General features: G+C 71.9%; 14 protein-coding genes and 1 pseudogene. 8 read left to right on the top strand and 7 right to left on the bottom strand.

The window, feature by feature from the left end; all coding sequences use genetic code 11:
* Positions 1–77: 77 nt before the first annotated feature.
* From ACLIBK_RS06110 to ACLIBK_RS06100, 3 genes are all read left to right on the top strand, one after another.
* Positions 78–3,941 carry a DUF4214 domain-containing protein gene (locus tag ACLIBK_RS06110; RefSeq protein ID WP_415386346.1) on the top strand — a complete coding sequence of 1,288 codons (3,864 nt, stop codon included), beginning with the start codon at positions 78–80 and terminating at the stop codon, positions 3,939–3,941.
* 214 nt (positions 3,942–4,155) lie between these two features.
* On the top strand, positions 4,156–5,499 hold the full coding sequence (locus ACLIBK_RS06105) for an NAD(P)/FAD-dependent oxidoreductase (protein ID WP_415386345.1): 1,344 nt from the start codon (positions 4,156–4,158) through the stop codon (positions 5,497–5,499).
* Positions 5,500–5,610: 111 nt separating this feature from the next.
* Positions 5,611–6,651: a Bug family tripartite tricarboxylate transporter substrate binding protein gene (locus ACLIBK_RS06100; RefSeq protein WP_415386344.1), complete on the top strand. Its 1,041-nt coding sequence runs from the start codon at positions 5,611–5,613 to the stop codon at positions 6,649–6,651.
* A gap of 132 nt (positions 6,652–6,783) precedes the next feature.
* Here ACLIBK_RS06100 and ACLIBK_RS06095 read toward each other — a convergent pair whose 3' ends face one another.
* Positions 6,784–7,821, bottom strand: a complete 1,038-nt coding sequence (locus ACLIBK_RS06095) for an alpha/beta fold hydrolase (RefSeq protein WP_415386343.1) — start codon at positions 7,819–7,821, stop codon at positions 6,784–6,786.
* A gap of 37 nt (positions 7,822–7,858) precedes the next feature.
* Positions 7,859–8,743: pseudogene (locus ACLIBK_RS06090) on the bottom strand (serine aminopeptidase domain-containing protein).
* A gap of 319 nt (positions 8,744–9,062) precedes the next feature.
* On the opposite strand from ACLIBK_RS06090, the gene ACLIBK_RS06085 reads away from it, so the two are divergent.
* The 4 genes from ACLIBK_RS06085 to ACLIBK_RS06070 all read left to right on the top strand — a co-directional run bounded on the left by ACLIBK_RS06085 (position 9,063) and on the right by ACLIBK_RS06070 (position 13,415).
* Positions 9,063–9,287, top strand: coding sequence for a zinc-finger domain-containing protein (locus ACLIBK_RS06085; protein WP_415386342.1), 225 nt, complete (start codon positions 9,063–9,065; stop codon positions 9,285–9,287).
* Complete coding sequence (gene polA / locus ACLIBK_RS06080) at positions 9,271–12,141, top strand: DNA polymerase I (protein ID WP_415386341.1); 2,871 nt, start codon at positions 9,271–9,273, stop codon at positions 12,139–12,141. Before ACLIBK_RS06085 ends, polA begins: the two co-directional genes overlap by 17 nt.
* Before the next feature lie 142 nt (positions 12,142–12,283).
* Complete coding sequence (locus tag ACLIBK_RS06075) at positions 12,284–12,928, top strand: DedA family protein (protein WP_415386340.1); 645 nt, start codon at positions 12,284–12,286, stop codon at positions 12,926–12,928.
* A gap of 106 nt (positions 12,929–13,034) precedes the next feature.
* Positions 13,035–13,415: a hypothetical protein gene (locus ACLIBK_RS06070; RefSeq protein ID WP_415386339.1), complete on the top strand. Its 381-nt coding sequence runs from the start codon at positions 13,035–13,037 to the stop codon at positions 13,413–13,415.
* Here ACLIBK_RS06070 and ACLIBK_RS06065 read toward each other — a convergent pair.
* Together ACLIBK_RS06065 and ACLIBK_RS06060 are read right to left on the bottom strand one after the other, a co-directional pair.
* Entirely contained in the window at positions 13,388–14,032 is a 645-nt protein-coding gene (locus ACLIBK_RS06065; protein WP_415386338.1) for a CDP-alcohol phosphatidyltransferase family protein, read from the bottom strand. The genes ACLIBK_RS06070 and ACLIBK_RS06065 overlap by 28 nt on opposite strands.
* 9 nt (positions 14,033–14,041) lie before the next feature.
* Positions 14,042–14,977 (bottom strand): ferritin-like domain-containing protein, encoded by a 936-nt coding sequence (locus tag ACLIBK_RS06060; RefSeq protein ID WP_415386337.1) that lies wholly within the window; start codon positions 14,975–14,977, stop codon positions 14,042–14,044.
* Between the two features lie 190 nt (positions 14,978–15,167).
* On the opposite strand from ACLIBK_RS06060, the gene ACLIBK_RS06055 reads away from it, so the two are divergent.
* Positions 15,168–17,804, top strand: coding sequence for an MMPL family transporter (locus tag ACLIBK_RS06055; RefSeq protein WP_415386336.1), 2,637 nt, complete (start codon positions 15,168–15,170; stop codon positions 17,802–17,804).
* Between the two features lie 319 nt (positions 17,805–18,123).
* Here ACLIBK_RS06055 and ACLIBK_RS06050 read toward each other — a convergent pair whose 3' ends face one another.
* From ACLIBK_RS06050 to ACLIBK_RS06040, 3 genes are read right to left on the bottom strand one after another with little or no spacing between them, the layout of a single operon-like run.
* Positions 18,124–18,792, bottom strand: a complete 669-nt coding sequence (locus ACLIBK_RS06050; protein ID WP_415386335.1) for an ABC transporter substrate-binding protein — start codon at positions 18,790–18,792, stop codon at positions 18,124–18,126.
* Between the two features lie 56 nt (positions 18,793–18,848).
* On the bottom strand, positions 18,849–19,646 hold the full coding sequence (locus tag ACLIBK_RS06045; protein WP_415386334.1) for a phytanoyl-CoA dioxygenase family protein: 798 nt from the start codon (positions 19,644–19,646) through the stop codon (positions 18,849–18,851).
* Positions 19,643–20,428, bottom strand: coding sequence for an NTP transferase domain-containing protein (locus ACLIBK_RS06040; protein ID WP_415386333.1), 786 nt, complete (start codon positions 20,426–20,428; stop codon positions 19,643–19,645). The genes ACLIBK_RS06045 and ACLIBK_RS06040 overlap by 4 nt, the downstream gene beginning before the upstream one ends.
* Between the last annotated feature and the right edge of the window lie 49 nt (positions 20,429–20,477).

Genomic DNA, 20,477 nt, shown 5'->3' with positions numbered 1-20,477 from the left:
CAGTGCGGGCACCGCTGAGATGCAGGTGCGGCAGGAGGGTTCCAGGCACTGAAGGCTGATCCGTGGAAGACGGAAACATGAGCCAGGAACCGAACTTCTCCCTGCTGCGTCCGGCAGACGGTCTGTTCCGGATGGGGCGTGACCTGAACGACGTGCTGCTGGGCACGGCGGGGTCGGACAGCATCGATGGCGCGGGCGGGGACGACAAGCTGTCGGGCGGCGAGGGCGACGATTTGCTGCGGGGTGGGTTGGGGGCTGACCGTGTGTTCGGGGAGGCCGAGGATGACCGGCTGGGCGGCGACGCGGGCAACGACCAGCTCAGCGGTGGGGCCGGGCAGGATCTGATCTTCGGCGACGAGGGCGACGACAAGCTGTTCGGCGAGGATGGCGCGGACACGCTGCTGGGCGGCGTGGGCAGCGACCTGCTGAACGGGGGTGCGGGCGGCGACCTGGCCTATGGCGGCGAGGGTGCCGATACCCTGGTGGGGGAGGCGGGCAACGACCGGGCCTATGGCGGGCTGGGCAACGACACGCTGCTGGGCGGCGAGGGCGATGACGCGCTGTTCGGCGAGGAAGGCGACGACCGCATCGATGGCGGCGATGGGCAGGACACGCTGCGGGGGGGTGGTGGCGACGACACGCTGCTGGGCGGTGGCGGGGGGGACGTGCTGGAGGGCGGCGAGGGGGCGAACGTGCTGGACGGCGGGGCGGGCGACGACACGCTGTTGGGCGGCGCGGGCAATGAGGCGCTGAGCGGTGGGCTGGGCGACGACGTGGTGCGGGCGGGTGCGGGCGACGACAAGCTGTATGGCGAGGCGGGCAATGACGCGCTGTTCGGCGGGCTGGGCCAGGACCGGCTGGATGGTGGCGGGGGCGACGACCTGCTCGACGGGGGTGAGGGCGACGACGGGCTTTACGGGCGCGAGGGCGACGACACGATCATCGGCGGCGACGGCCATAACCTGATCGAGTGCGGGGAGGGCGACGACCAGGCGATCGGTGGCGAGGGCTACGACCACATCGTGGGCGCGGCGGGGCGCGACACGCTCTGGGGTGGCGGGGGCGACGACGCGATCTACGGCGACGTGCGGGGCAAGCCGGAGGGCGGCGACGCCGACCGGATCTATGGCGGCGACGGCAACGACCAGGTCTGGGCGCTGGAGGGCGACGACCTGGTTGCGGGCGGCGCGGGCAGCGACAGCCTGGGCGGCGGTGACGGCAACGACCAGCTGCTGGGCAATGCCGGCCATGACTGGGTGTGGGGCGACGCCGGCGACGACACGATCTGGGGCGGTGCGGGCAGCGACCGGCTGTTCGGCCACGACGGCAACGACCTGCTGGTGGGCGGCTACGGCGCGGACGTGCTGCTGGGCTTCGACGGCGACGACGTGCTGCTCAGCCGCTCCGACGCGGGCGAGCCGGTGATCGCGCAGGACCCCACGCGGCGGACCGTGACCTGGGGCGAGCAGCTGGCGGGCAACGACGTGCTGGTGGGCGACCAGGGCGCGGACACCTTCCGCTTCGAGCTGCTGCTGAATGCCCGGGCCGAGGTGATGGCGCGCAACCTGCGGGCGGACGGCACGATCGACTGGGCCCGGATCGCGGCCACCGAGAACGGGGCGCTGCACGACCACTGGGTGGAGAGCATCGGCAACGACATCGTCGGCGATTTCCGCCGCGACCAGGGCGACCGGATCGTGATTGCCGGCGACGACGTGCGGATCACGGTCACGCAGATGGACCGCAACTTCGACGGGCGCAGCGACTACAGCGTGATCACGCTGATCAGCGAGGGCCCGCCGGGGGGGGCGCACGGCGGCGACCTGCTGGGCACGATCACCGTCTACGGCAACCTCATCACCGCGGCCGACGTGACCCTGACGGGCGGGCGGCTGGGCGTGGTCGACACGGTGCCCGCGATGGGGCGGCCGCTGGAGGATGCGGGCGTGCTGCCGGGCGGCGGCCGGGTGGTGCTGGACCAGACCGGCCATGGCGGCGCCGAGGCGCAGGCCATGCCGGCCATGGCCGGGAGCGCGAGCCGGATGGGTGGCATGGGGGCCGACCACATCGGCGGCGGCGCGAGCCACGACACCATCTCCGGCATGGCCGGCGACGACATGCTCTGGGGCGGGCAGGGCAATGACCGCCTGCTGGGCGAGGCGGGCGACGACCTGCTGGTGGGCGGCCTGGGCTCGGACGTCATGCTGGGGGGCGCGGGCAACGACGTGCTGCTCAGCCGCTCCGACGCGGGGGAAACGGCCTCGGCGCTGCTGGTGAGCCAGCAGATCGCCAACTGGGGCGAGGAGCTGGTGGGCAACGACGTGCTCACCGGCGGGGCGGGGGCGGACCGGTTCCGCTTCGAGTTCCTGATGAATGCCAAGGCGGAGATCGCGGCGCGCAACCTGATGGCGGACGGCACGATCGACTGGGAAAAGATCGGGCTGGTGGAGAACGACCTGATCCACGACCACTGGGTGGACAGCATCGGCGACGACGTGATCACCGACTTCCGCCGCGCCGAGGGCGACCGGATCGAGCTGCTGGGCCACACCGTGCGCTACAGCATCACCTACCTGGACGGCAACGGCGACGGGCGCGACGACATCAGCCGCATCGACCTGATCAGCCTCAAGACCTCGGGGGCTGCGGCGCACAACTACGACCAGATCGGCACCATCACGGTCTATGGCGACCTGGTGACGGATGCCGACATCACGCTGAGCCGGGCGCATTACGGCGACTTCGACACCCCCGGCGAGTTCCCCCACCGTCTCGACGATGTCGGCGTCCTGCCAGGGGGCACCTTCTACGACGGCGATGTCGCCACCATCGATGGACAGCCCTATGTGCCTCCCATGGTGGGCGGGGGGCATGATCACGAACCGTCAATGCCGGGGGACGGCACGGGGAGCACGCAGCCGGTACCTCCGGTCAGGCCCGCTCCCATGCCGATGCCGCCGGTCACGGCGCCGCCGCAAACGCCCGGGACGGAGAACCCGGCGCCCGTTCTCGTGGTGGGCACCGCATCCTACGACGTGGTGTGGCACGAGACGCTCGGCCGGCGTGACATGCAGGTCGTGTCCGTCGGAGATGACGGGGTGACGCTGTCGCTGCCCAGCGGCAAGCAGATCCTGCAGGATGTGGAGGAGGTGCGCCTGGCGGATGGGCGGCTGGTGTTCGACACGGCCGATCCCGCGGCGCAGACCCTTCGCCTTTACCAGGCAGCGCTCGGGCGGACACCGGAGCCGGAGGGGCTGAGCTTCCACAGCAGCGCCTTGCAGGCCGGGATTTCCCTCGGTGCCCTGGCCACGAACTTCCTGAGCAGCCCGGAGTTCAGCAGCCGCTACGGTGGCCTCGATGACCCGGGTTTCGTGACCAAGCTTTATGCGAATGTCCTGGACCGGGTTCCCTCCGCCGCCGAGCTTCAGTACCACCTGGGCCGCCTGGCCCAGGGTGCCACGCGCCAGGATCTCCTCCTGGGCTTCTCGGAAAGCCCCGAGAACATCGCCCGCACGGCCCACACGGTGCGGGCCGGTCTGTGGGACGCCAACCCGCTCGCCGCGCAGATCGCGCGCCTGTACGACACCATGCTCGACCGTGCGCCCGATGTGGGTGGGCTCAACTACCACAAGGCGCAGATCGCCTCGGGCCAGAGCAACCTGCTCGAACTGAGCCGCGCCTTCAGTGCCAGCCCGGAGTTCCAGGCCCGCTACGGTGTGAACGTGAGCGACGTCGATTTCGTGCACCTGCTTTACCGCAACAGCCTCGATCGTGAGCCGGGCGCGGGGGAGGTGAGCTACTACGTCGATCGCCTCGCCACGCATCAGCTCGACCGCACCGGCGTCGTGATCGCCTTTTCCGAAAGCCCCGAGCACCAGGCGCTCACCCATGACGGCATCGTCGGCAACGGCATGGGGCAGTACGGGATCGTCTTCGCCTGAAGGCACCCCCATGCCGGAACAATGGCGTCCCGGCGGAACGGCAGCGCTCGACGTCTTGGCCTGGGTCGGTCGGGGAGCGTGGCGCGACCACGAAGCCGGGGAGCGGCCGGTCCGCCGGCAGGAGGGGGCGGATGGTTCCGTGCCATTCCGTTCTGGGCTAGGATCGTCTTCAAACGTCCCGTTACCGGTTTCTCCAGCCCAGGGTCACCGCCCGATGCCTCTCGATGCCTTGCACGCGCCCGTTCCCACCACGCCGGAAGAGGCCGGTTTCGAACGCTGCGACGTGCTGGTGATCGGCGGCGGGCCGGGTGGCTCCACCGCCGCGGCACTCCTGGCCGAGCGGGGCCGCAAGGTGGTGCTGCTGGAAAAGGACGCGCACCCGCGCTTCCACATCGGCGAGTCCCTGCTGCCGCAGAATCTGCGGCTGTTCGAGCGTCTCGGCATCGCCGAGGAAGTCCGGGCGCTGGGCGTCTACAAGCCCGGTGCCTCCTTTATCTCGGACGAGCATGGCAAGCGGGTGTCCTTCACCTTCGCCAATGCGCTCAACGCCACCTACGACCACAGCTACCAGGTGCGCCGCGCCGAGTTCGACGCGCTGCTGTTCCGCACCGCGGCGGCGCGCGGGGCGGAAGCGCTGGACGGCTGGCGGGTGATGGAGGTGGCGGTCGACCCCGTGCGGGGATCGCGCGTGGTGGCGCGCAACGCGGCATGCGAGGAGCGGCGCTGGCTCGCGCGCTACGTGGTGGATGCCTCGGGACGCGACACGGTGCTGGCCACGCAGATGGGCGGCAAGCAGCGCAACCCGCACAACAACACCGCCGCCCTTTACGCGCATTTCCGCGGCGTCGCCCCCTGCGAGGGCTGCCACGAGGGCAACATCACCGTCCACCTGCTGGAAGAAGGGTGGTGCTGGATGATCCCGCTGCCCGACGGCATCACCAGCATCGGCATCGTCAGCACCCCGGAATTCTTCAAGCGCCGCAAGGGCAGCCCGGAGGAATACCTGCTGGCCAGCCTGTTCCGCGCCCCCTCCGCCCGGGCGCGCCTGGCCAATGCCACCCTGGCCTCGCCGGTGACCACCACGGGGAACTACTCCTACCGGTCCCGCACCATGCGCGGCGAGGGCTGGCTCATGGTGGGCGACGCCTTCGCCTTCGTGGACCCGGTCTTCTCCTCCGGGGTGATGCTGGCCATGGCCAGCGCCGAGCTGGGGGCCGAGGCGGTGGATGCCTGGCTGGACGATCCCCGGCGTGCCGAGCCCTTGCTGCGGACCTTCGAGCGCAAGGTGTCGCGCGCCGTGGGGTCACTGTCCTGGCTGATCTACCGCATCAACCGGCCCGTGCTGCGCGATATGTTCATGCAGCCCTCCAACCGCTTCCGGATGCGCGACGGGCTGGTCAGCCTGCTGGCCGGCGACGTGCACGCCAACACCGACCGTCAGCTGCCCGTGCTGGCCTTCAAGGCGACCTATGCGCTGCTGTCGCTGGCGCATCGCCTCGGCGGCTATCGGTTGCGGCCGGAAGGGCTGGTGAAGCTGCCGGCGGCCGCCCCGGGCTGAACGCTTCCGCACCGCCCGCGTCCGGGCGGGCGCTTTCCGGGCCGGGTGGCGAAGCGCGCCCGGCTCCTGCACCATCCTCCCAAGGGCCGCGAAGGCCGAAGGGGGATGTCCATGCGTGATGCGTTTCCGTTGGTCCCGGAAAGGGGCGCGATCGCGGCCGGGGAAGGGAATGCCATCCGCATCCGGCCCGGCCGCCGGGCCCTGCTGCTCGGGGCCCTGGGCGCAGCGGCCGCGCGGCCGGCCCTGGCGGCCTTCCCCGAACGCTCGGTGCGCTGGCTGGTGGGCTACGCGGCCGGCGGCGGCACGGACATCCTGGCGCGGCTGATCGGCGGCGCCATGGCGCCCCGGCTCGGGCAGCCCGTGGTGGTGGACAACCGGCCGGGTGCCGCGGCGACGCTGGCGGCCGAGGCCGCGGCCAAGGCCACGCCGGACGGGCACACCGTGTTCAGCGCCGACAACGGTGCCCTGGTCAACAACATCGCGCTGTTCCGCCGCCTGTCCTACGACCCCGTGCGGGAGCTGCGCCCCGTCGGCCTTTTCGCGGATTACGCGCTGGTGCTGGCGGTGAAGCGCGACAGCGCCATCCGCGACGGCCAGGGCTACCTGGAAGCAGCGCGGCGGGAACCGGGGACCCTGGCCTGCGGCTCCTCGGGCGTGGGGTCGCCGCAGCACCTGGCGATGGAGCGCTTTGCCAAGGAGATGGGCGTCCGGCTCAGCCACGTGCCCTATCGCGGCGGCGCCCCGGCGGTCAGCGACATGCTGGCCGGCAATCTGGAATCGGTGATGATCGACCTCGCCTCGGTGGGGGACGCCGTGCGCACGGGTGCCATACGCCCGGTGGCGGCCGCCACGCCGCAGCGCATCCCCTCCTTGCCGGAGGTGCCGACCATCCGCGAGCTCGGCCTGCCGAATTATTCCGCGCCCTGCTGGCAGGGGATGGTGGTGGCTTCGGCCACGCCGGACGCGGTTGTGTCCCGGCTCTGGACCGACCTGCGCTGGGCGATGGAGCAGCCGGCGGTGCGCGACCGCATGACCGCCATCGGGGTGGAACCGCTGGCCCAGGGCCCGGACGAGTTCGCGGCGCAGATCGCGGCGGATCGCGCCGTCTGGGTGCCGCTGATCCGGGAACTCGGCATCACCCTGGACGGCTGAGCGCGTCCCGCAGCATCGCGGCCAGGGCGGGCTGGCGGCAGCGACCAGGCGGTTGCCGGTCCCGCCGGGCCGTGCACCGCTCAAGGGCAGGGGGCGTGCCGCGCCCGGTTCTGTCCGGGGCGGAAGGGGGCTTCAGCCCCCCGCCGGCGCCGCGGGCACGGCCGCCACCGCCCCGGCCTCGCCGGCCCGCCAGGCGGCACCCGCGCGATCCGCCCCCGACGGTAGTGGTGCTTCGGGCGCCGGGATCCAGGCGATGATGTCGCGCGTCACGGCCGCGCCGTTCAGGTCGCGCAACAGGAAGTGGTGGCTCCGCTCGTAATAGGCGAGGCGCAGCGGCGCGCCGGGGGGCAGTTCCTCCAGCATCCGCCGCGTCGCGCTCGGCGGTACCAGCTGGTCGCGGGCGCCGTAGACCAGCAGGGTGGGCGGCGTGCCCGGCCCCAGGCGGGACGCGGCCGCCTCGGCCTCGTCCATCAAGCCCAGCAGCCCCCAGGTCGTGTCCACCCGCGTGTCGCGGATGGTCAGCGGGTCGCGCGCCCAGCGACGCAGCGCCTCGGGGTTGTCGGTGGGGCTGACGCCCGGGACGCTGCTGCTGAAGGCGACGCGCGGGATGGTGTGGGCGGCGATCTCCATGGTCCAGCGCATGAAGCCGGGCATGGTGGCCCGGCCCCAGACGGCCGGGGCCAGCAGCACGATCCCCTGCACCGGCGGCGGATCCTCCGAGGCGGCGGCCACCATCGCCACCGCGCCGCCCATGCTCTCGCCCATCAGGATCAGCGGCACGCCGGGGTGCCGGGCCGAGACCAGCCGCGCCGCCCGCGAAACATCGGCCGCCATGGTTTCGCTGCCCGCCCAGACGCCGCGGTTCGGGGCGCCGCCGAAGCCGCGCTGGTCGAAGGCGTAGACGGCCATGCCCGCCGCGGTGAAGAGCGGGGCGGGCTCCTCCATGAAGTTGCGGCTGTCGTTGAAGCCGTGCAGCGCCAGCACCACGGCGCGGGGCGGCTGCGGCGGCAGCCAGGACCGGAAGGGCAGAAAGGCCCCGTCGGGCATCACCAGCCAGTTGTCGCCCATCCGGGTCAGGCGCTCGACCGGCCCTGCCGGGATCAGCTGTGGCGTGCAGGCGGCCAGGGGCAGTGCCGCCAGGGCCGCGCCGAGCAGCCCGCGGCGGGTCACCCCGGACCCGGGGGCGGCCCCGCCGCCCGCCCGGCCGTCACGGAGGCGAGGCGAGCCAGGCTGCACCATCGGCCTCGGCGCCGGAGGGAAGGGGAGCGCGGGGGTCGTTGATGAAGGCCTGGATGTCACGCGCCACCACCTCACGCTGCCGGTCGCGCAGCAGGATGTGCCACCCATTGCGGTACAGCGCCACGCGGGCATTGCCGTCCGCCGGCAGGGTGCGCAGCGTCCGCTTGGTGGGCGCCTGCTCGATCACCCCGTCGCGGCCGCCGAACATCAGCACCGTGGGCGCGGCGCAGCAGCGGGCCACCACGGGCAGCACGTTTTCCGTCATGTCCAGCAGGCCCGACACCACGTCCACCCGGGTTTCCTTGACCGTCAGCGGGTCGTTGTTGAAGCGTTCCAGCGCTTCCTAATTGTCCGTGGGCACCATGGAGGGTGAGCCGGAGCCCACCGCCAGCGAGGGGAAGGAGCGCAGCGCCAGCCGGAAGGAGGCCACGGTGACGGGGTTCATGTCGTCCAGCGCCCAGAGGCCGGGGGTCAGCAGGATCCAGCCGCTCACCCGCGGCGCGTCGGGTTGGTTGCGCAGCGCGTCCTCGGCCAGCAGTGCGACGTCGGAGCCCATGCTCTCGCCCAGCACGAAGAAGGGCAGGTCGGGATTCTCGGCGTGCAGCAGCCGGATGGCGGACACCGCGTCCGACACCAGGGCTTCCTGCCCGGGCCAGATGCCCTTGTTCGGGTTGCGGCCGTGGCCGCGCTGGTCATAGGCCTGCACCAGCAGCCCGCCCGAGGCCAGGGCGGGGGCGGATTCCGCCATGAAGCTGGCGGCGTGGTCGTTCAGCCCGTGCAGCGCCAGCAGCACCGCCCGGGGCGGGCCGGGCGGACGGACGGTGTGCAGCGGCAGCCGGGCACCGTCGGCCATGCGCAGCGTGTCGCCCTGCACGGCGGGGGTGGTGATCACCGGGCCGAGCCCTTCCACGCGCGGGGAGCAGGCCGTGGCCAGGAGCAGCAGGGCCAGGCCCGCCGCACGCAGGGAGAAGGACATCATGCGTGAGGAATTCCGGTTGCAGCAGGGGCGGCGCGGGAGGGACGCAACCGGGCCCGGCCGGCCCGTTTTCCGGCCCCCGTCTAACAAACGACACAATCCGCGTCAAAGCACGGGCACGGCCTGCCCTGGTCGCTGCGGCCTGCCCGCGGTATGAGCGCGGGTCCTGGTTCTCCCCTCGGTGCGAGTGTTTCCCATGCGCGACGGCAGTTTCACCGGCTATGCCCCCCGCCTGATCCCCGGCGTGACGGCGGAGGAACGCATCGTGGCCCATGCCCGCGTGGTGGCCTGCGACGGCGGTGGGGGTGTTGCCGGCCATCCCACCATCTATCTGCGTATCGATGAAGCGCAGGTCACCTGTCCCTACTGCTCCCGCACCTTTGTCCTCGCCGAGGGCGCCGGGGATGACGGACATCACTGACGTCCCGCCGGCCGGTTCCGAGGGGGAGGTGCCGGATGGCACGCCGCTGGACGCACCTCCTGCGGCAGGCACGGCCCGGGACGGCCGCCACCTGATCCTGGTGGACGGCGCCGGCTATATCTTCCGCGCCTTCCACGCCATGCCGCCGATGACCAACCCCGCCGGGGTGCCGGTCAACGCGGTGTTCGGCTTTTCCGGCATGCTGGCCAATTTCCTGGCCCGCCACGCCGGCACCCACCTGGCGGTGGTGTTCGACGCCTCCCGCACTACCTTCCGCAACGAGATCTACCCGCAATACAAGGCGCACCGCCCGGAACCGCCACCCGAGCTGGTGCCGCAATTCGCCCTGATCCGCGACGCCACGGCGGCCTTCGGCGTCGCCTGCGTGGAACAGGAAGGCTTCGAGGCGGACGACGTGATCGCCACCTACGCCACCGCCTTCGCGCGCGACGGCGGGCAGGTGACGATCGTGTCCTCCGACAAGGACCTGATGCAGCTGGTGGGCGACGGCATCGAACTGCTGGACCCCATCAAGCAGAAGCCGATCCGCGCCGCCGAGGTGATGGAGAAGTTCGGCGTTGCCCCAAACAAGGTGGTGGAGGTGCAGGCCCTGGCCGGCGACCCCACGGACAATGTCCCGGGCGTGCCGGGCATCGGCATCAAGACCGCGGCGCAGCTGATCGAGACCTTCGGCGACGTCGAGACGCTGCTGTCCCGCACGGCCGAGATCAAGCAGCCCAAACGCCGCCAGGCCCTGGAAGACAATGCCGAGGCCGCCCGCATCAGCCGCAGGCTGGTGGAACTGGACCGCGCCGTGCCGGTGGTGGAGCCGGTGGAAAGCTTCCTGGCCCGGCCGCCGGAGGCCGCGACGCTGAGCGCCTTTCTGGAAGGGCAGGGCTTCCGCTCGCTGCTGCACCGGCTCGGGCTGAAGGGTGCGCCGGGCGAGAACGGATTGCCGCCGCCCCGCCCGGTCAACGCGCCGGCCCCGGTGGCCGAACCCATCGCCCTGCCGGCCGACGCCACGCCCTTCGGCCCCTACGAGACGATCACCACCCTGCCGGCGCTGGAAAGCTGGATCGCCCGTGCCCGGCTGGCCGGGGTGATGGCGCTGGACACCGAGACCAGCAGCCTCGACGCCCTGGCGGCCGACCTCGTGGGCGTCTGCCTCGCGCTCGGCCCGGGGGATGCGGCCTACGTGCCGCTGCGGCACGAGGGCGGCGACATGCTGACCCCGGCGCCGGAACAGATCCCCTTCGACGCGGCCATCGCCGCGCTGCGGCCGCTGCTGGTCGACCCCGGCGTGCTCAAGGTGCTGCACAACGCCAAGTACGACCTGGAAGTGCTGGGCCGCGAGGCCAACGGCGCGGTGGAGGTGTCGCCGGTGGACGACACCATGCTGATTTCCTACAGCCTCGATGCCGGGCGGCACGGGCACGGCATGGACGAGCTGTCGCGCCGGCACCTCGCCCACCTGCCGATGACCTACGACGAGGTCACCGGCACCGGCCGGGCCCGCAAGCGCTGGGCCGAGATCCCGCTGGACCAGGCCACCGCCTATGCCGCCGAGGACGCCGACGTGACGCTGCGCCTGTGGCACGCGCTGCGGCCGAAGCTGCGCGAGAACAAGGCGCTGGCGCTCTACGAGCAGGTCGAGCGCCGCATGATCACCGTGCTGCGCGACATGGAGGTCGCCGGCATCAAGGTGGACGGCGCCGAGCTGCGTCGCATCGGCGAGGATTTCTCGGGGCGCATGGCGGCGCTGGAAGGGGAGATCCACGCGCTGGTGGGACGGCCCTTCAACGTCGGCTCGCCCAAGCAGCTCGGCGACATCCTGTTCGGCGAGATGGGCCTGCCGGGCGGGCGCAAGGGCAAGACCGGCGCCTATTCCACCGACGTCTTCGTGCTGGAGGAGCTGGCGGCCGGGGGCCACGAGCTGCCGCGCAAGGTGCTGGACTGGCGTCAGCTTTCCAAGCTGAAGTCCACCTACGTGGACGGCTTGCAGCAGCAGATGGCGGCGGATGGCCGGGTCCATACCGACTTCTCCATGGCCATCACCTCCACGGGGCGGCTGAGCTCCACCGAACCCAACCTGCAGAACATCCCGATCCGCACGGAGGAGGGCGCCAAGATCCGCCGCGCCTTCGTGGCGGAGCCCGGGCACCTGCTGGTGGCGGCCGATTATTCCCAGATCGAGCTGCGGCTGCTGGCCCACATGGCCGATGTGCCGACGCTGCGCGACGCCTTCTCCAAGGGCGAGGACGTCCACAGCCGCACCGCCCGCGACATCTTTCGCCTGCCGGAGGACGCCCCGGTGGACCGCGAGCTTCGCCGCCGAGCCAAGACAGTGAATTTCGGCATCATCTACGGCATCTCCGCCTTCGGGCTGGCGCCGCGCCTGGGCATCACCGTGGGCGAGGCGCGGGGCATCATCGACGCCTATTTCGCCCAGTACCCCGGCATCCGCGATGCCATGGAGCGGATCAAGGAGGATGCCCGCATCAGCGGCCACGTCCGCACCCCCTTCGGCCGGGCACTCTGGATCCCCGAGATCGGCGCCCGCGAAGCGCAGCGCCGCGCCAATGCCGAGCGCCAGGCGATCAACGCCCCCTTCCAGGGCGGTGCCGCCGAGATCATCAAGCGCGCCATGGTCCGCTTGCCCGGCGCCCTGGCCGAGGCCGGGCTGAAGGGCCGCATGCTGCTGCAGGTGCATGACGAGCTGCTCTTCGAGGTACCGGAGGCGGAGGTGGAGCAGACCGCCGCGCTGGCGCGCGAGGTGATGGAGGGCGTCGCCACCCTGCGCGTGCCGCTGGGCGTGGAGGTCGGCTGGGGTCATTCCTGGGCGGAGGCGCACTAGCCCGCCCCATGCGCAGCACGGCTTCGGGAATCCCGGGTTCCGGTGCGGCGGCACCGGCCGCGCCCTTGCCGGGCCCGCCCCCTCCGGGCGGGGCGGGGCGCCGCGCCGGGGCGGGCGGCACGGTGCCGGACCGGGACGCGCCGTGATCGCCGAACTGGTTTCCGCCTTCAACGACTGGATCGCCGCCAACGCCGCCTGGGCGCCCCTGGTGATGCTGATCTTCGCCTTCCTGGAATCCCTGCCGGTGCTGGGCGCCATCATCCCCGCCACGCCGATGCTGCTGGGCATCGGGGCGCTGATCGGCGCCGGCACGCTGGAGCCGGTACCCATGCTGGGCTCCGCCATCGTCGGCGCGATCCTGGGGGATGCGGTCAGCTACTGGGGCGCGCGGGCGATCGGCGGCCGGGCGCTGCGCCGCCGCCTGCCGCCGAAATACCGCACCACCTATGCCCGGGGCGTGCTGATGTTTCGCCGCTGGGGCGTGGCCGCCATCTTCATCGGCCGCTTCTTCGGGCCGCTGCGGGCCATGGTGCCCGCCATCGCCGGCATCGTCGGCATGCGCGAGCGCCGCTTCCAGGCGGCCAATATCGGCTCCGCCCTGGTCTGGGCGCCGGCGGTGCTGCTGCCCGGCTACCTGCTGGGCTGGGTCACCGACCTGCTGGCCCATTCCAACCCGGAGGTGATGATGGCGGCAGGCGCGGCGGCGGCGCTGCTGCTCGCCGCCGCCTGGTATTACCGCTGCCGCCTGAGCGCCACCTTCCGGCGGCTGGTCGGCCCGGTGCGCTGAGGCGCCGCGACGGACCGCAAACCTCTCGTTTCCGTGTGGGATGGCCGTTGCCGCGGTGCGGCGACCCGCCTAGCGTTGCGCAAAGAAAACGGAGGATTCGGTTTCGATGCGACGACGCACCCTGGCAGCCCGGCTGGCGGTTCTGCCCCTGCTCACCCTTCTCGCCGCCTGCGTGCAGCCGGTCGCCGTGCCGGTCTACGGCCAGGGCCCCACGGGCTGCGACACCTCCTTCCGCGTCAGCAACGCCTCGGGCGCCACCATCCGGGAATTCTACTTCAGCCATGCCAGCCTGGGCGGCTGGGGCAGCGACCAGCTCGGCCGGGACGTGCTGTCGCCCGGTGAGTCCCGCGGCTACCGCGCGGCCAATACCGGGCTCTACGACTTCCGCACGGTGTGGACGGACGGCAGTGCCGCCGAGATCCGGCAGGTGGATATCTGCCGCGCCAGCCAGATCACCGCCTATCGCGGCCGCCTGACCGCGTCCTGAGAGGGCTGGGGCGGCCGCCGTTCCGCGGTGGCTGCCCCGCCCCGCCGGCCGCTGCGCAGGCCCAGCCACAGCGCCGCCAGGGGTGTGACCACCGCCGCCAGGATCAGCATCGGCAGGGCCGCGCCGCACCAGACCAGCACCGGCACGAAGGCCATGGCGTCGTCGGGGTCCACCGTGACCCCGGGGGCCAGGCTGTAGCCGCGCACCTCCTCCAGCTTCAGCACGTTGATCTGCCAGAACAGCACCCCGATGCCGCACCCCGCCAGGGCGCCCAGCAGCGGCCCGAGCAGCCCGAGCGTGCCGAACAGCCCCACCCCGATGCCCAGAAAGGCGACGGCATTGGCGGAACAGTCGCTGACCAGGTCGTAGCGGTGCCCGAAGGCGCTGAACTGCCGGGTCTGCCGCGCCAGCTCGCCATCGGCGCGGTCCAGCATCATGGAAAACAGGAACACCGCACCGCCGATTGCCGGCCAGGAGCCGGGGCCGGCGAAGCAGGCGGCCGCGGCGGCGCCGGCAAGCACCCGCAGGGTGGTGACCTGGTTGGGCGTGATGCCGGTGGGCGCCACCGCCCGGACAACGGGCCGGACGATGCGGTGGATCAGCGTGTCGTGGCTCACGGGCGGTGGTCAGGGCGTCGCGGGCTTCGGGTCGCGCATGAAGCGGCGGGCCAGGCGGATCATGAAGGGCACGGTGGTCGGGCGCAGCAGCCGCGGGTCGTAGCCGGAAAGGCGGCGGTCATTCTCGGCCAGGCAGATGTCGATCAGCGCCGCGGGGCTCAGCGTCACGCCGATGGAGCCAGAGGAGGCGGTGAAGTTGGTGTCCTTGGACGCGCCGCTCATGTCGCGCGCCAGAACCAGCCGGTCCCACACCAGCACCGCCCAGACCGCGGCGATCTTGGCCAGGAAGTAGGGCTTGCGCCACCAGGGCTGCTGCCGGCGCGCCCAGGCCGCCCAGTTGGCGAAGAACAGGATGTGGCGGCTTTCCTCCTGGATCACCGGCTCGAAGGTGTCCACGAGGTCGGGCGGGAAGAAGCCGGAGCGCTTGGCGGCCTCGAACAGGCCGAAGGCGAAGAAGCTGTCGATGCACTCGCTGTAGCCGGTGCGCATCCAGCCCCATTCCACGTCGCGGAAGCCCGTGTATTCCGGCTCCGGCTCCAGCGTGACGCCGTAGGCTTCCACGAGGTTGCTCAGCACCTTCTTGTGCCGTGCTTCCTCGTTGCCATCCATCACCAGCGCCTCGTGCAGCAGCGGGTGGGTCACGGTGGCGGCATAGTCCAGCACGCGCAGCGAAGCGCGGCCTTCCGTCTGCACGGCGATGTCCCAGATCGGCAGTCCCGTGAGCCGGGCATGCGCCTCCGGCGACAGCTTCGGCCAGTCCAGCACCCGCGGCTTGTAGGGGTTGTGGGTTTCCAGCAGCATCCGGGCGAACATGTCGCGGTGCGCGTCGCTGCCGATGCGGATGCGCCCGGGCACGTCGAAGACCCAGTGGCGCGCCGTGTGGTCGGCGGCCCGGACCAGGGAACTGTCGAGGGGAACCGCTTCCGCGGCGGGACTTGACGACATCCGGGAACCCCGATGGATATGGCCGGCGGGCTCCCCGCCCGGGCGGAATGGAAGCGCCTGTGCCCGCGAAGCGCAACCCGTGGCATGGGCCGCGACGCGCGCAACGCCGTGAGAACGGTTGCCCGGCCGGTTCGTGCCGAACCGGGCGCGGGCGTCCCGTGTTGTTCCAACGAGCTGAGCCGAGGCCCCCTTGCCGCCGTCCGAAACCACCCTGACCGGCCGCGTCGTGGCCGCCAGCTGCCGCCATCCCTGGTGGCTGCTGCTGCTCGGCCTGCTCCTGGCGTCGGGGTCCGTGCTCTACACCGTGCGGCACTTCGCCATGACCACGGACACGGTGCAGCTGCTGTCGCTGGACCTGCCCTGGCGGCAGCGCGAACTGGCGCTCGACGCGGCCTTTCCCGCCAATGCCGGGCTGACCGTCGTCGTGGTGGACGCCGCCACGCCGGAACTGGCGGAGGACGCGGCTGCCCGCCTGTTCGCCCGCCTGCAGGAAACCTCTGGCCTGTTCCGCAGCCTGCGGCGCCCGGACGGCGGCCCCTTCTTCGCGCGCAACGGGCTGATGCTGCTGCCGCTGGAGGAGGTGACGCGCAACACCGACCAGCTGATCCAGGCGCAGCCCTTCCTGGGCCCGCTGGCCGCCGATCCCAGCCTGCGCGGCGTGATGGGCGCGCTGGGCACGGTGCTGCTGGGGGTGGAGCGCGGGCAGGCGGCCCTGGCCGACATCGGGCGCCCCGTGACCGCCCTGGCCGACAGCTTCACCGCCCTGCTGGACGGGCGGCCGGCCTTCTTTTCCTGGCGCAACCTGTTCTCCGGCGAGGCGGCAGGCACGCGGGAAACCCGGCGCTTCATCCTGGTGCAGCCGGTGCTGGACTACGGCGCCCTGCAGCCGGGCGCCCCGGCCGACCGCGCTATCCGGGAAGCGGCGCGGGCGCTGCAACTCGACCCCGCGCACGGCGTGACGATGCGGCTGACCGGCTCCGTTCCCCTGGCCGACGAGGAATTCGCCACCCTGGCCGAAGGCGTCGGCCTAATGGCGGGCGTCATGCTGGGGGCGCTGCTGCTGATGGTGTGGCTGGCCGTGCGCTCGGCCCGCACCACCGCGGCGATCCTGTTCGTGACGATCCTGGGGCTGCTGGTCACGGCCGGGCTGGGACTGCTGGCAGTGGGCCGCTTCAACATGATCTCCGTGGCATTCATCCCGCTCTTCGTCGGGCTGGGGGTGGATTTCGGCATCCAGGTCTGCGTGCGCTGCCGGGCCGAGCGCCTGACCCACCCGACGCTGCCCGCCGCGCTGGCGGCCGCGGGGGATGCGGTGGGCGGCGCCCTGGCCCTGGCGGCGGCGGCCATCGCCGTGGGCTTCTTCGCCTTCCTCCCCACCGACTATGTCGGCGTGTCCGAGCTGGGCGCCATCGCCGGGGTGGGCATGGTGGTGGCCTTCCTGCTGAGCATCACCCTGCTGCCGGCGGTGCTGGTGATCCTGCGCCCGGCCGGCGAAACGGCCGAGGTCGGCTATGCCGCGCTGGGCCCGGTGGATAACTGGCTGCGCCGGCACCATCGCGCCGTGCTGGCGGCCGCCGCGGCGCTGGCCCTGGCATCCGCCGCGGCGCTGCCCTGGCTGAGCTTCGACTTCAACCCGCTGCACCTGCGCGACCCGAAGGTGGAATCCATGGCGACGCTGGAGGACCTGATGCGGGACCCCGACCGTTCGCCCAACACCATCGGCGTGCTGGCACCCACCCTGGCGGAGGCCGACGCCCTGGCCCGGCGGCTGTCCGCCCTGCCGGAAGTGTCGCAGGTCGTGACCCTGAGCAGCTTCATCCCCGCCCAGCAGGAGGAGAAGGTGGCCGCCATCCGCGACGCCGCCGACCTGCTGGCCCTGACCCTGGACCCCGTGGACCCGCGGCCGGCGCCCTCGGACGCCGAGGTGGCGGCCAGCCTGGGCAGCACCGCCGCCGCCCTGCGGCGCGCGGCGGGCGAGAGCGGCGACCCCGCCGCGGCTGCCGCGCGCCGCTTGGCCGGGGCGCTGGAACGCCTGGCCACCGGGACGTCGGAAGGGCGCGCCGCGGCCGCCGCGGCGGTGGTCGCGCCGCTGCAAACGCTGCTGGCCCAGATCCGGGAGTTGCTGCAGGCCGCCCCGGTCACGGCCGAAAACCTGCCCCCCGACCTCGCCAGGGAATGGCGCACCCCCGACGGCCGCGCCCGGGTGCAGGTCTTCCCGCGCGGCGGCGCCGAGGACAACCAGGCGCTGCGTCGCTTCTCAGCCGCGGTGCAGGCCGTGGCGCCGGACGCCACCGGCGCCCCCATCACCATCCAGGCGGCGGGCAACAGCATCGTGCGCGCCTTTGCCCAGGCGGGGGCGCTGTCAGCGGTGGCCATCACCGCCCTGCTGTTCCTGGTGCTGCGACGCCCGCGCGACGTGTTGCGGACCATGCTGCCCGTGCTGCTGAGCGGCATCCTGACCCTGGGCTCCTGCGTGCTGCTGCGCGAGCCGCTGAACTTCGCCAACATCATCGCCCTGCCGCTGCTGTTCGGCATCGGCGTGGCCTTCAACATCTACTTCGTGATGGCGGCGCGGCACGGGGAGGTGGTGCTGCTGCCCACCAGCCTGACCCGCGCCGTGATCTTCAGCGCCCTGACCACCGGCACCGCCTTTGGCGGGCTGTGGCTGTCCACCCATCCCGGCACGGCCAGCATGGGGCGGCTGCTGATGCTGTCGCTGTTCTGGGTGCTGGCGGTGACGCTGTTCTTCGAGCCGGCGCTGCTGGCGTGGCGGCGGGGTGGCCCGCGGGGCAAAGGCGTGCCGTCGTCCCGGCTGCCAGGACACTGATACAGACGGCGACGTGGCTTGGCCTTCGGCAGGGCAGGTCGCGCCCGCGGTTTCCGGGAGGGAGAAGGAATTCTCCCTCCCGGACCTACCCTCATCTTTTTTCGGGGGCTGCCGGGGCCGGGTGGACACCTTCGCCCTGCGACGCAGAAACAGAGTTTTGCACGGCGCGGGCTGACGCCGCAGTTGCCGGAGGGCTGGGCCCTCCGGCGCGCTCCACGTCACCGCCAGCACTGCGGCAGCGAACCCGGAAAAAGATGAAAGGGAGGGTTCGGGAGGGGGAGAATTCCTTCTCCTCCTCCCGAGGGGCACGGCCGAGCTGTCAGCCTTGCATCAGCCGGTTCGACAACTCGTTCAGCCGCTGCAGCAGCAGGGCCGCCCCGCCCTCGCGCACCGAGGCGGAGAACTCCGAGCGGCGGATCGCCATCTCGCTGATGTTGTCGTGCGTCACGTCCACGATCTTCCAGGCACCGCCGGACTGCTGCATCCGGTAGGTCAGGTCCACCGGCGAGGAGCCGGGGTTGTTCAGCCGGGTGACCACGATCCGCTCCTCGCCGCGCGGCTCCACCCGCTGGGTCTGGAAGCTCTGGCCGCTGAAGCCGTCGAAGTTCTTGGCGTAGCTCGCCACGCTGTAGCGGGTGAAGGCCGCCACCAGCGTTTCCTGCTCCTGCGCCGAGAAGCTGGCCCAGCGGGATCCCACGGCGAAGCGCGTCATGGCCGGGAAGTCGAAGGCCTGCCCCACGGCCGGGGTCAGCTGGCGGTAGCGCCCTTCCACGCCCAGGGCGGTGGCCTGCTGCATGGCCGCCAGCAGCGCGGCGTGCAGCCGTTCCACCGTGGCCGCGGCGGGGTCCCCGGCCTGGGCCAGCACCCGGGGCGCGGAAGCCAGGGAAGCGACGATCCCCAGCGTGGGAAGCCGAAGGGCGAGGCACAGGCCGTGCCGGCGGGACAGGGTCATGCCCGCGGTTTTGAGCGAGCCGCGGCGGGCGGACAAGGGCGCTTCGCTCCGTCCGGGCGCCGCTCGCGGCCTCGTGGTGCCTGGCCGGCGGATCAAACGCGGAAGCGGTATTCCACCCCCGGCAGCCGCTCGACGTCGGGGGGGAAGCTGGCGCGCTTGTCGGCGAAGTAGCGGTACCGGTGGTCGCCCGCCTCGGCGCGGTTGAAGGTCAGGTACAGGATGCGGCGCGCCTCGGCCGTCAGGTTGGGGGCGGAAGCGTGCGGGACGTAGCTGTCGAAGAACAGCACGTCGCCGGGTTCCGTGGGCACGGGCACCAGCGGGAAGCCCGCCATCTGCTCGGCCGTCAGCGGGTGCCATTCTTCCCCGATCAGCCCGGCGAAGCGGGGCGCCTGCGCCATCTCCAGGCAGCCATTCGTCGTGTCGGCGCGGTCGATGCAGACCAGGGCGGTGACGAAGAGCGGCGCGTAGACGGACCAGCCGGCCTGCTGGTCCTGGTGCGGCTCGAAGCCGGCGCCGCCCGGCATCTTGAAGTTGATCTTGTCCTTGAACAGCACCACCGGCCCGCCCATCAGCTGTGCCACGGCGTCACGCAAGCGGCCGTGGTTCACCAGCGCCTCGAAGCGCGGGTGGTGCGGGCAGAAGTTCTCGATGCGCTGGATCACCCGCTCCCCCGTGCCGAGCAGGCTGTTCTCGCGGTACACCATCGGCCCGCCCGGCACCTCCGGCATGGCCGTCAGCTCATTCGTCCAGGCCGAGATGGCGGCGGCCTCGGCAACGGTGAAGAAGCCGCGCGCCGCCAGCCAGCCGCTGTCTTCATATTGCGCGACATCCGCAGCGGCCAGCGGCCCTTCCGGCGCGGCGTCGCGCTGTTGCAGCAGGCTTCGGCTCATGCGGAAACACCGGGCTGTGCGAGGGAGGGTCGCAGGGCAGGGAGGATGTCGCGGCGGGCGCGCAGCACGTCCGCCTCGAAGTCGATCTCCGTCCAGGGCAGGTCGGAAACATCGGCCGCGGCGAAGCGCTCGGGCTCGGCGAGGAGGAGGTCGCGGATCGCTTCCTCGTATTCCAGCCCCGTGCGCCCGGCAGCGACATGCGCGGCGCAGCGATCGGCCAGCGCGACCGCCATGGCCGGGGAAAAGCGGAAGAAGCCCACGGATTCGCCGTGCCGGTCGTGCGCGTGCTCCGGGATCTTGCGGAAATCCACGATCCGGTCGCCGCGGAAGCAGATCTTCACCGGCTCGTCCCCCGGCTCGATGTTGCGGTCCACCAGCAGCACGTTCTCGCCGGGCGCGCGGAGCAGGGTGCGCAGCATGCGCGCGTCGTAGAGCACGTCCCCGTCCATCAGCACCACGGTGGAGCCCCGCCGCAGCCGCGCCGCCTGCGCGTGCAGCGACACGAGGCTTCCTTCACGGAAGCGCGAATTCTCGACCAGGGTGATCTCGCCGTCCCAGTGCAGGCGCGACAGTTCGGCCTCGATCGCCGCGCGCTGGAAGCCCACGGTGATGGACAGCTCGCGCACGCCCTCGGCGGCCAGGTTTTCCAGGTGACGCGCGAGCAGGCTGCGCCCCCCCATGTCCAACAGGACCTTGGGCCCGTCATGCATCCCGCCCAATCGCCGGCCCACCCCTGCGGCGAGCAGGATCGCGATGCTGGGAGAACTCGATGTGGACGGCAATTCAGAAATCCTGAGACTGGTCTCTGTTAAAGGGAAGGTTAAAAGGGCC

Source organism: Roseomonas sp. BN140053 (assembly GCF_047690175.1).
In the GTDB taxonomy this organism is placed as follows: Bacteria; Pseudomonadota; Alphaproteobacteria; order Acetobacterales; family Acetobacteraceae; genus Roseomonas.
This window is presented reverse-complemented; position numbering and strand designations above follow the sequence as displayed.

Coding starts and splice junctions, on each gene's coding strand:
- ACLIBK_RS06110 (WP_415386346.1), top strand. CDS start 78: ATGAGCCAGGAACCGAACTTCTCCCTGCTGCGTCCGGCAGACGGTCTG.
- ACLIBK_RS06105 (WP_415386345.1), top strand. CDS start 4,156: ATGCCTCTCGATGCCTTGCACGCGCCCGTTCCCACCACGCCGGAAGAG.
- ACLIBK_RS06100 (WP_415386344.1), top strand. CDS start 5,611: ATGCGTGATGCGTTTCCGTTGGTCCCGGAAAGGGGCGCGATCGCGGCC.
- ACLIBK_RS06085 (WP_415386342.1), top strand. CDS start 9,063: ATGCGCGACGGCAGTTTCACCGGCTATGCCCCCCGCCTGATCCCCGGC.
- polA (WP_415386341.1), top strand. CDS start 9,271: ATGACGGACATCACTGACGTCCCGCCGGCCGGTTCCGAGGGGGAGGTG.
- ACLIBK_RS06070 (WP_415386339.1), top strand. CDS start 13,035: ATGCGACGACGCACCCTGGCAGCCCGGCTGGCGGTTCTGCCCCTGCTC.
- ACLIBK_RS06060 (WP_415386337.1), bottom strand. CDS start 14,977: ATGTCGTCAAGTCCCGCCGCGGAAGCGGTTCCCCTCGACAGTTCCCTG.
- ACLIBK_RS06045 (WP_415386334.1), bottom strand. CDS start 19,646: ATGAGCCGAAGCCTGCTGCAACAGCGCGACGCCGCGCCGGAAGGGCCG.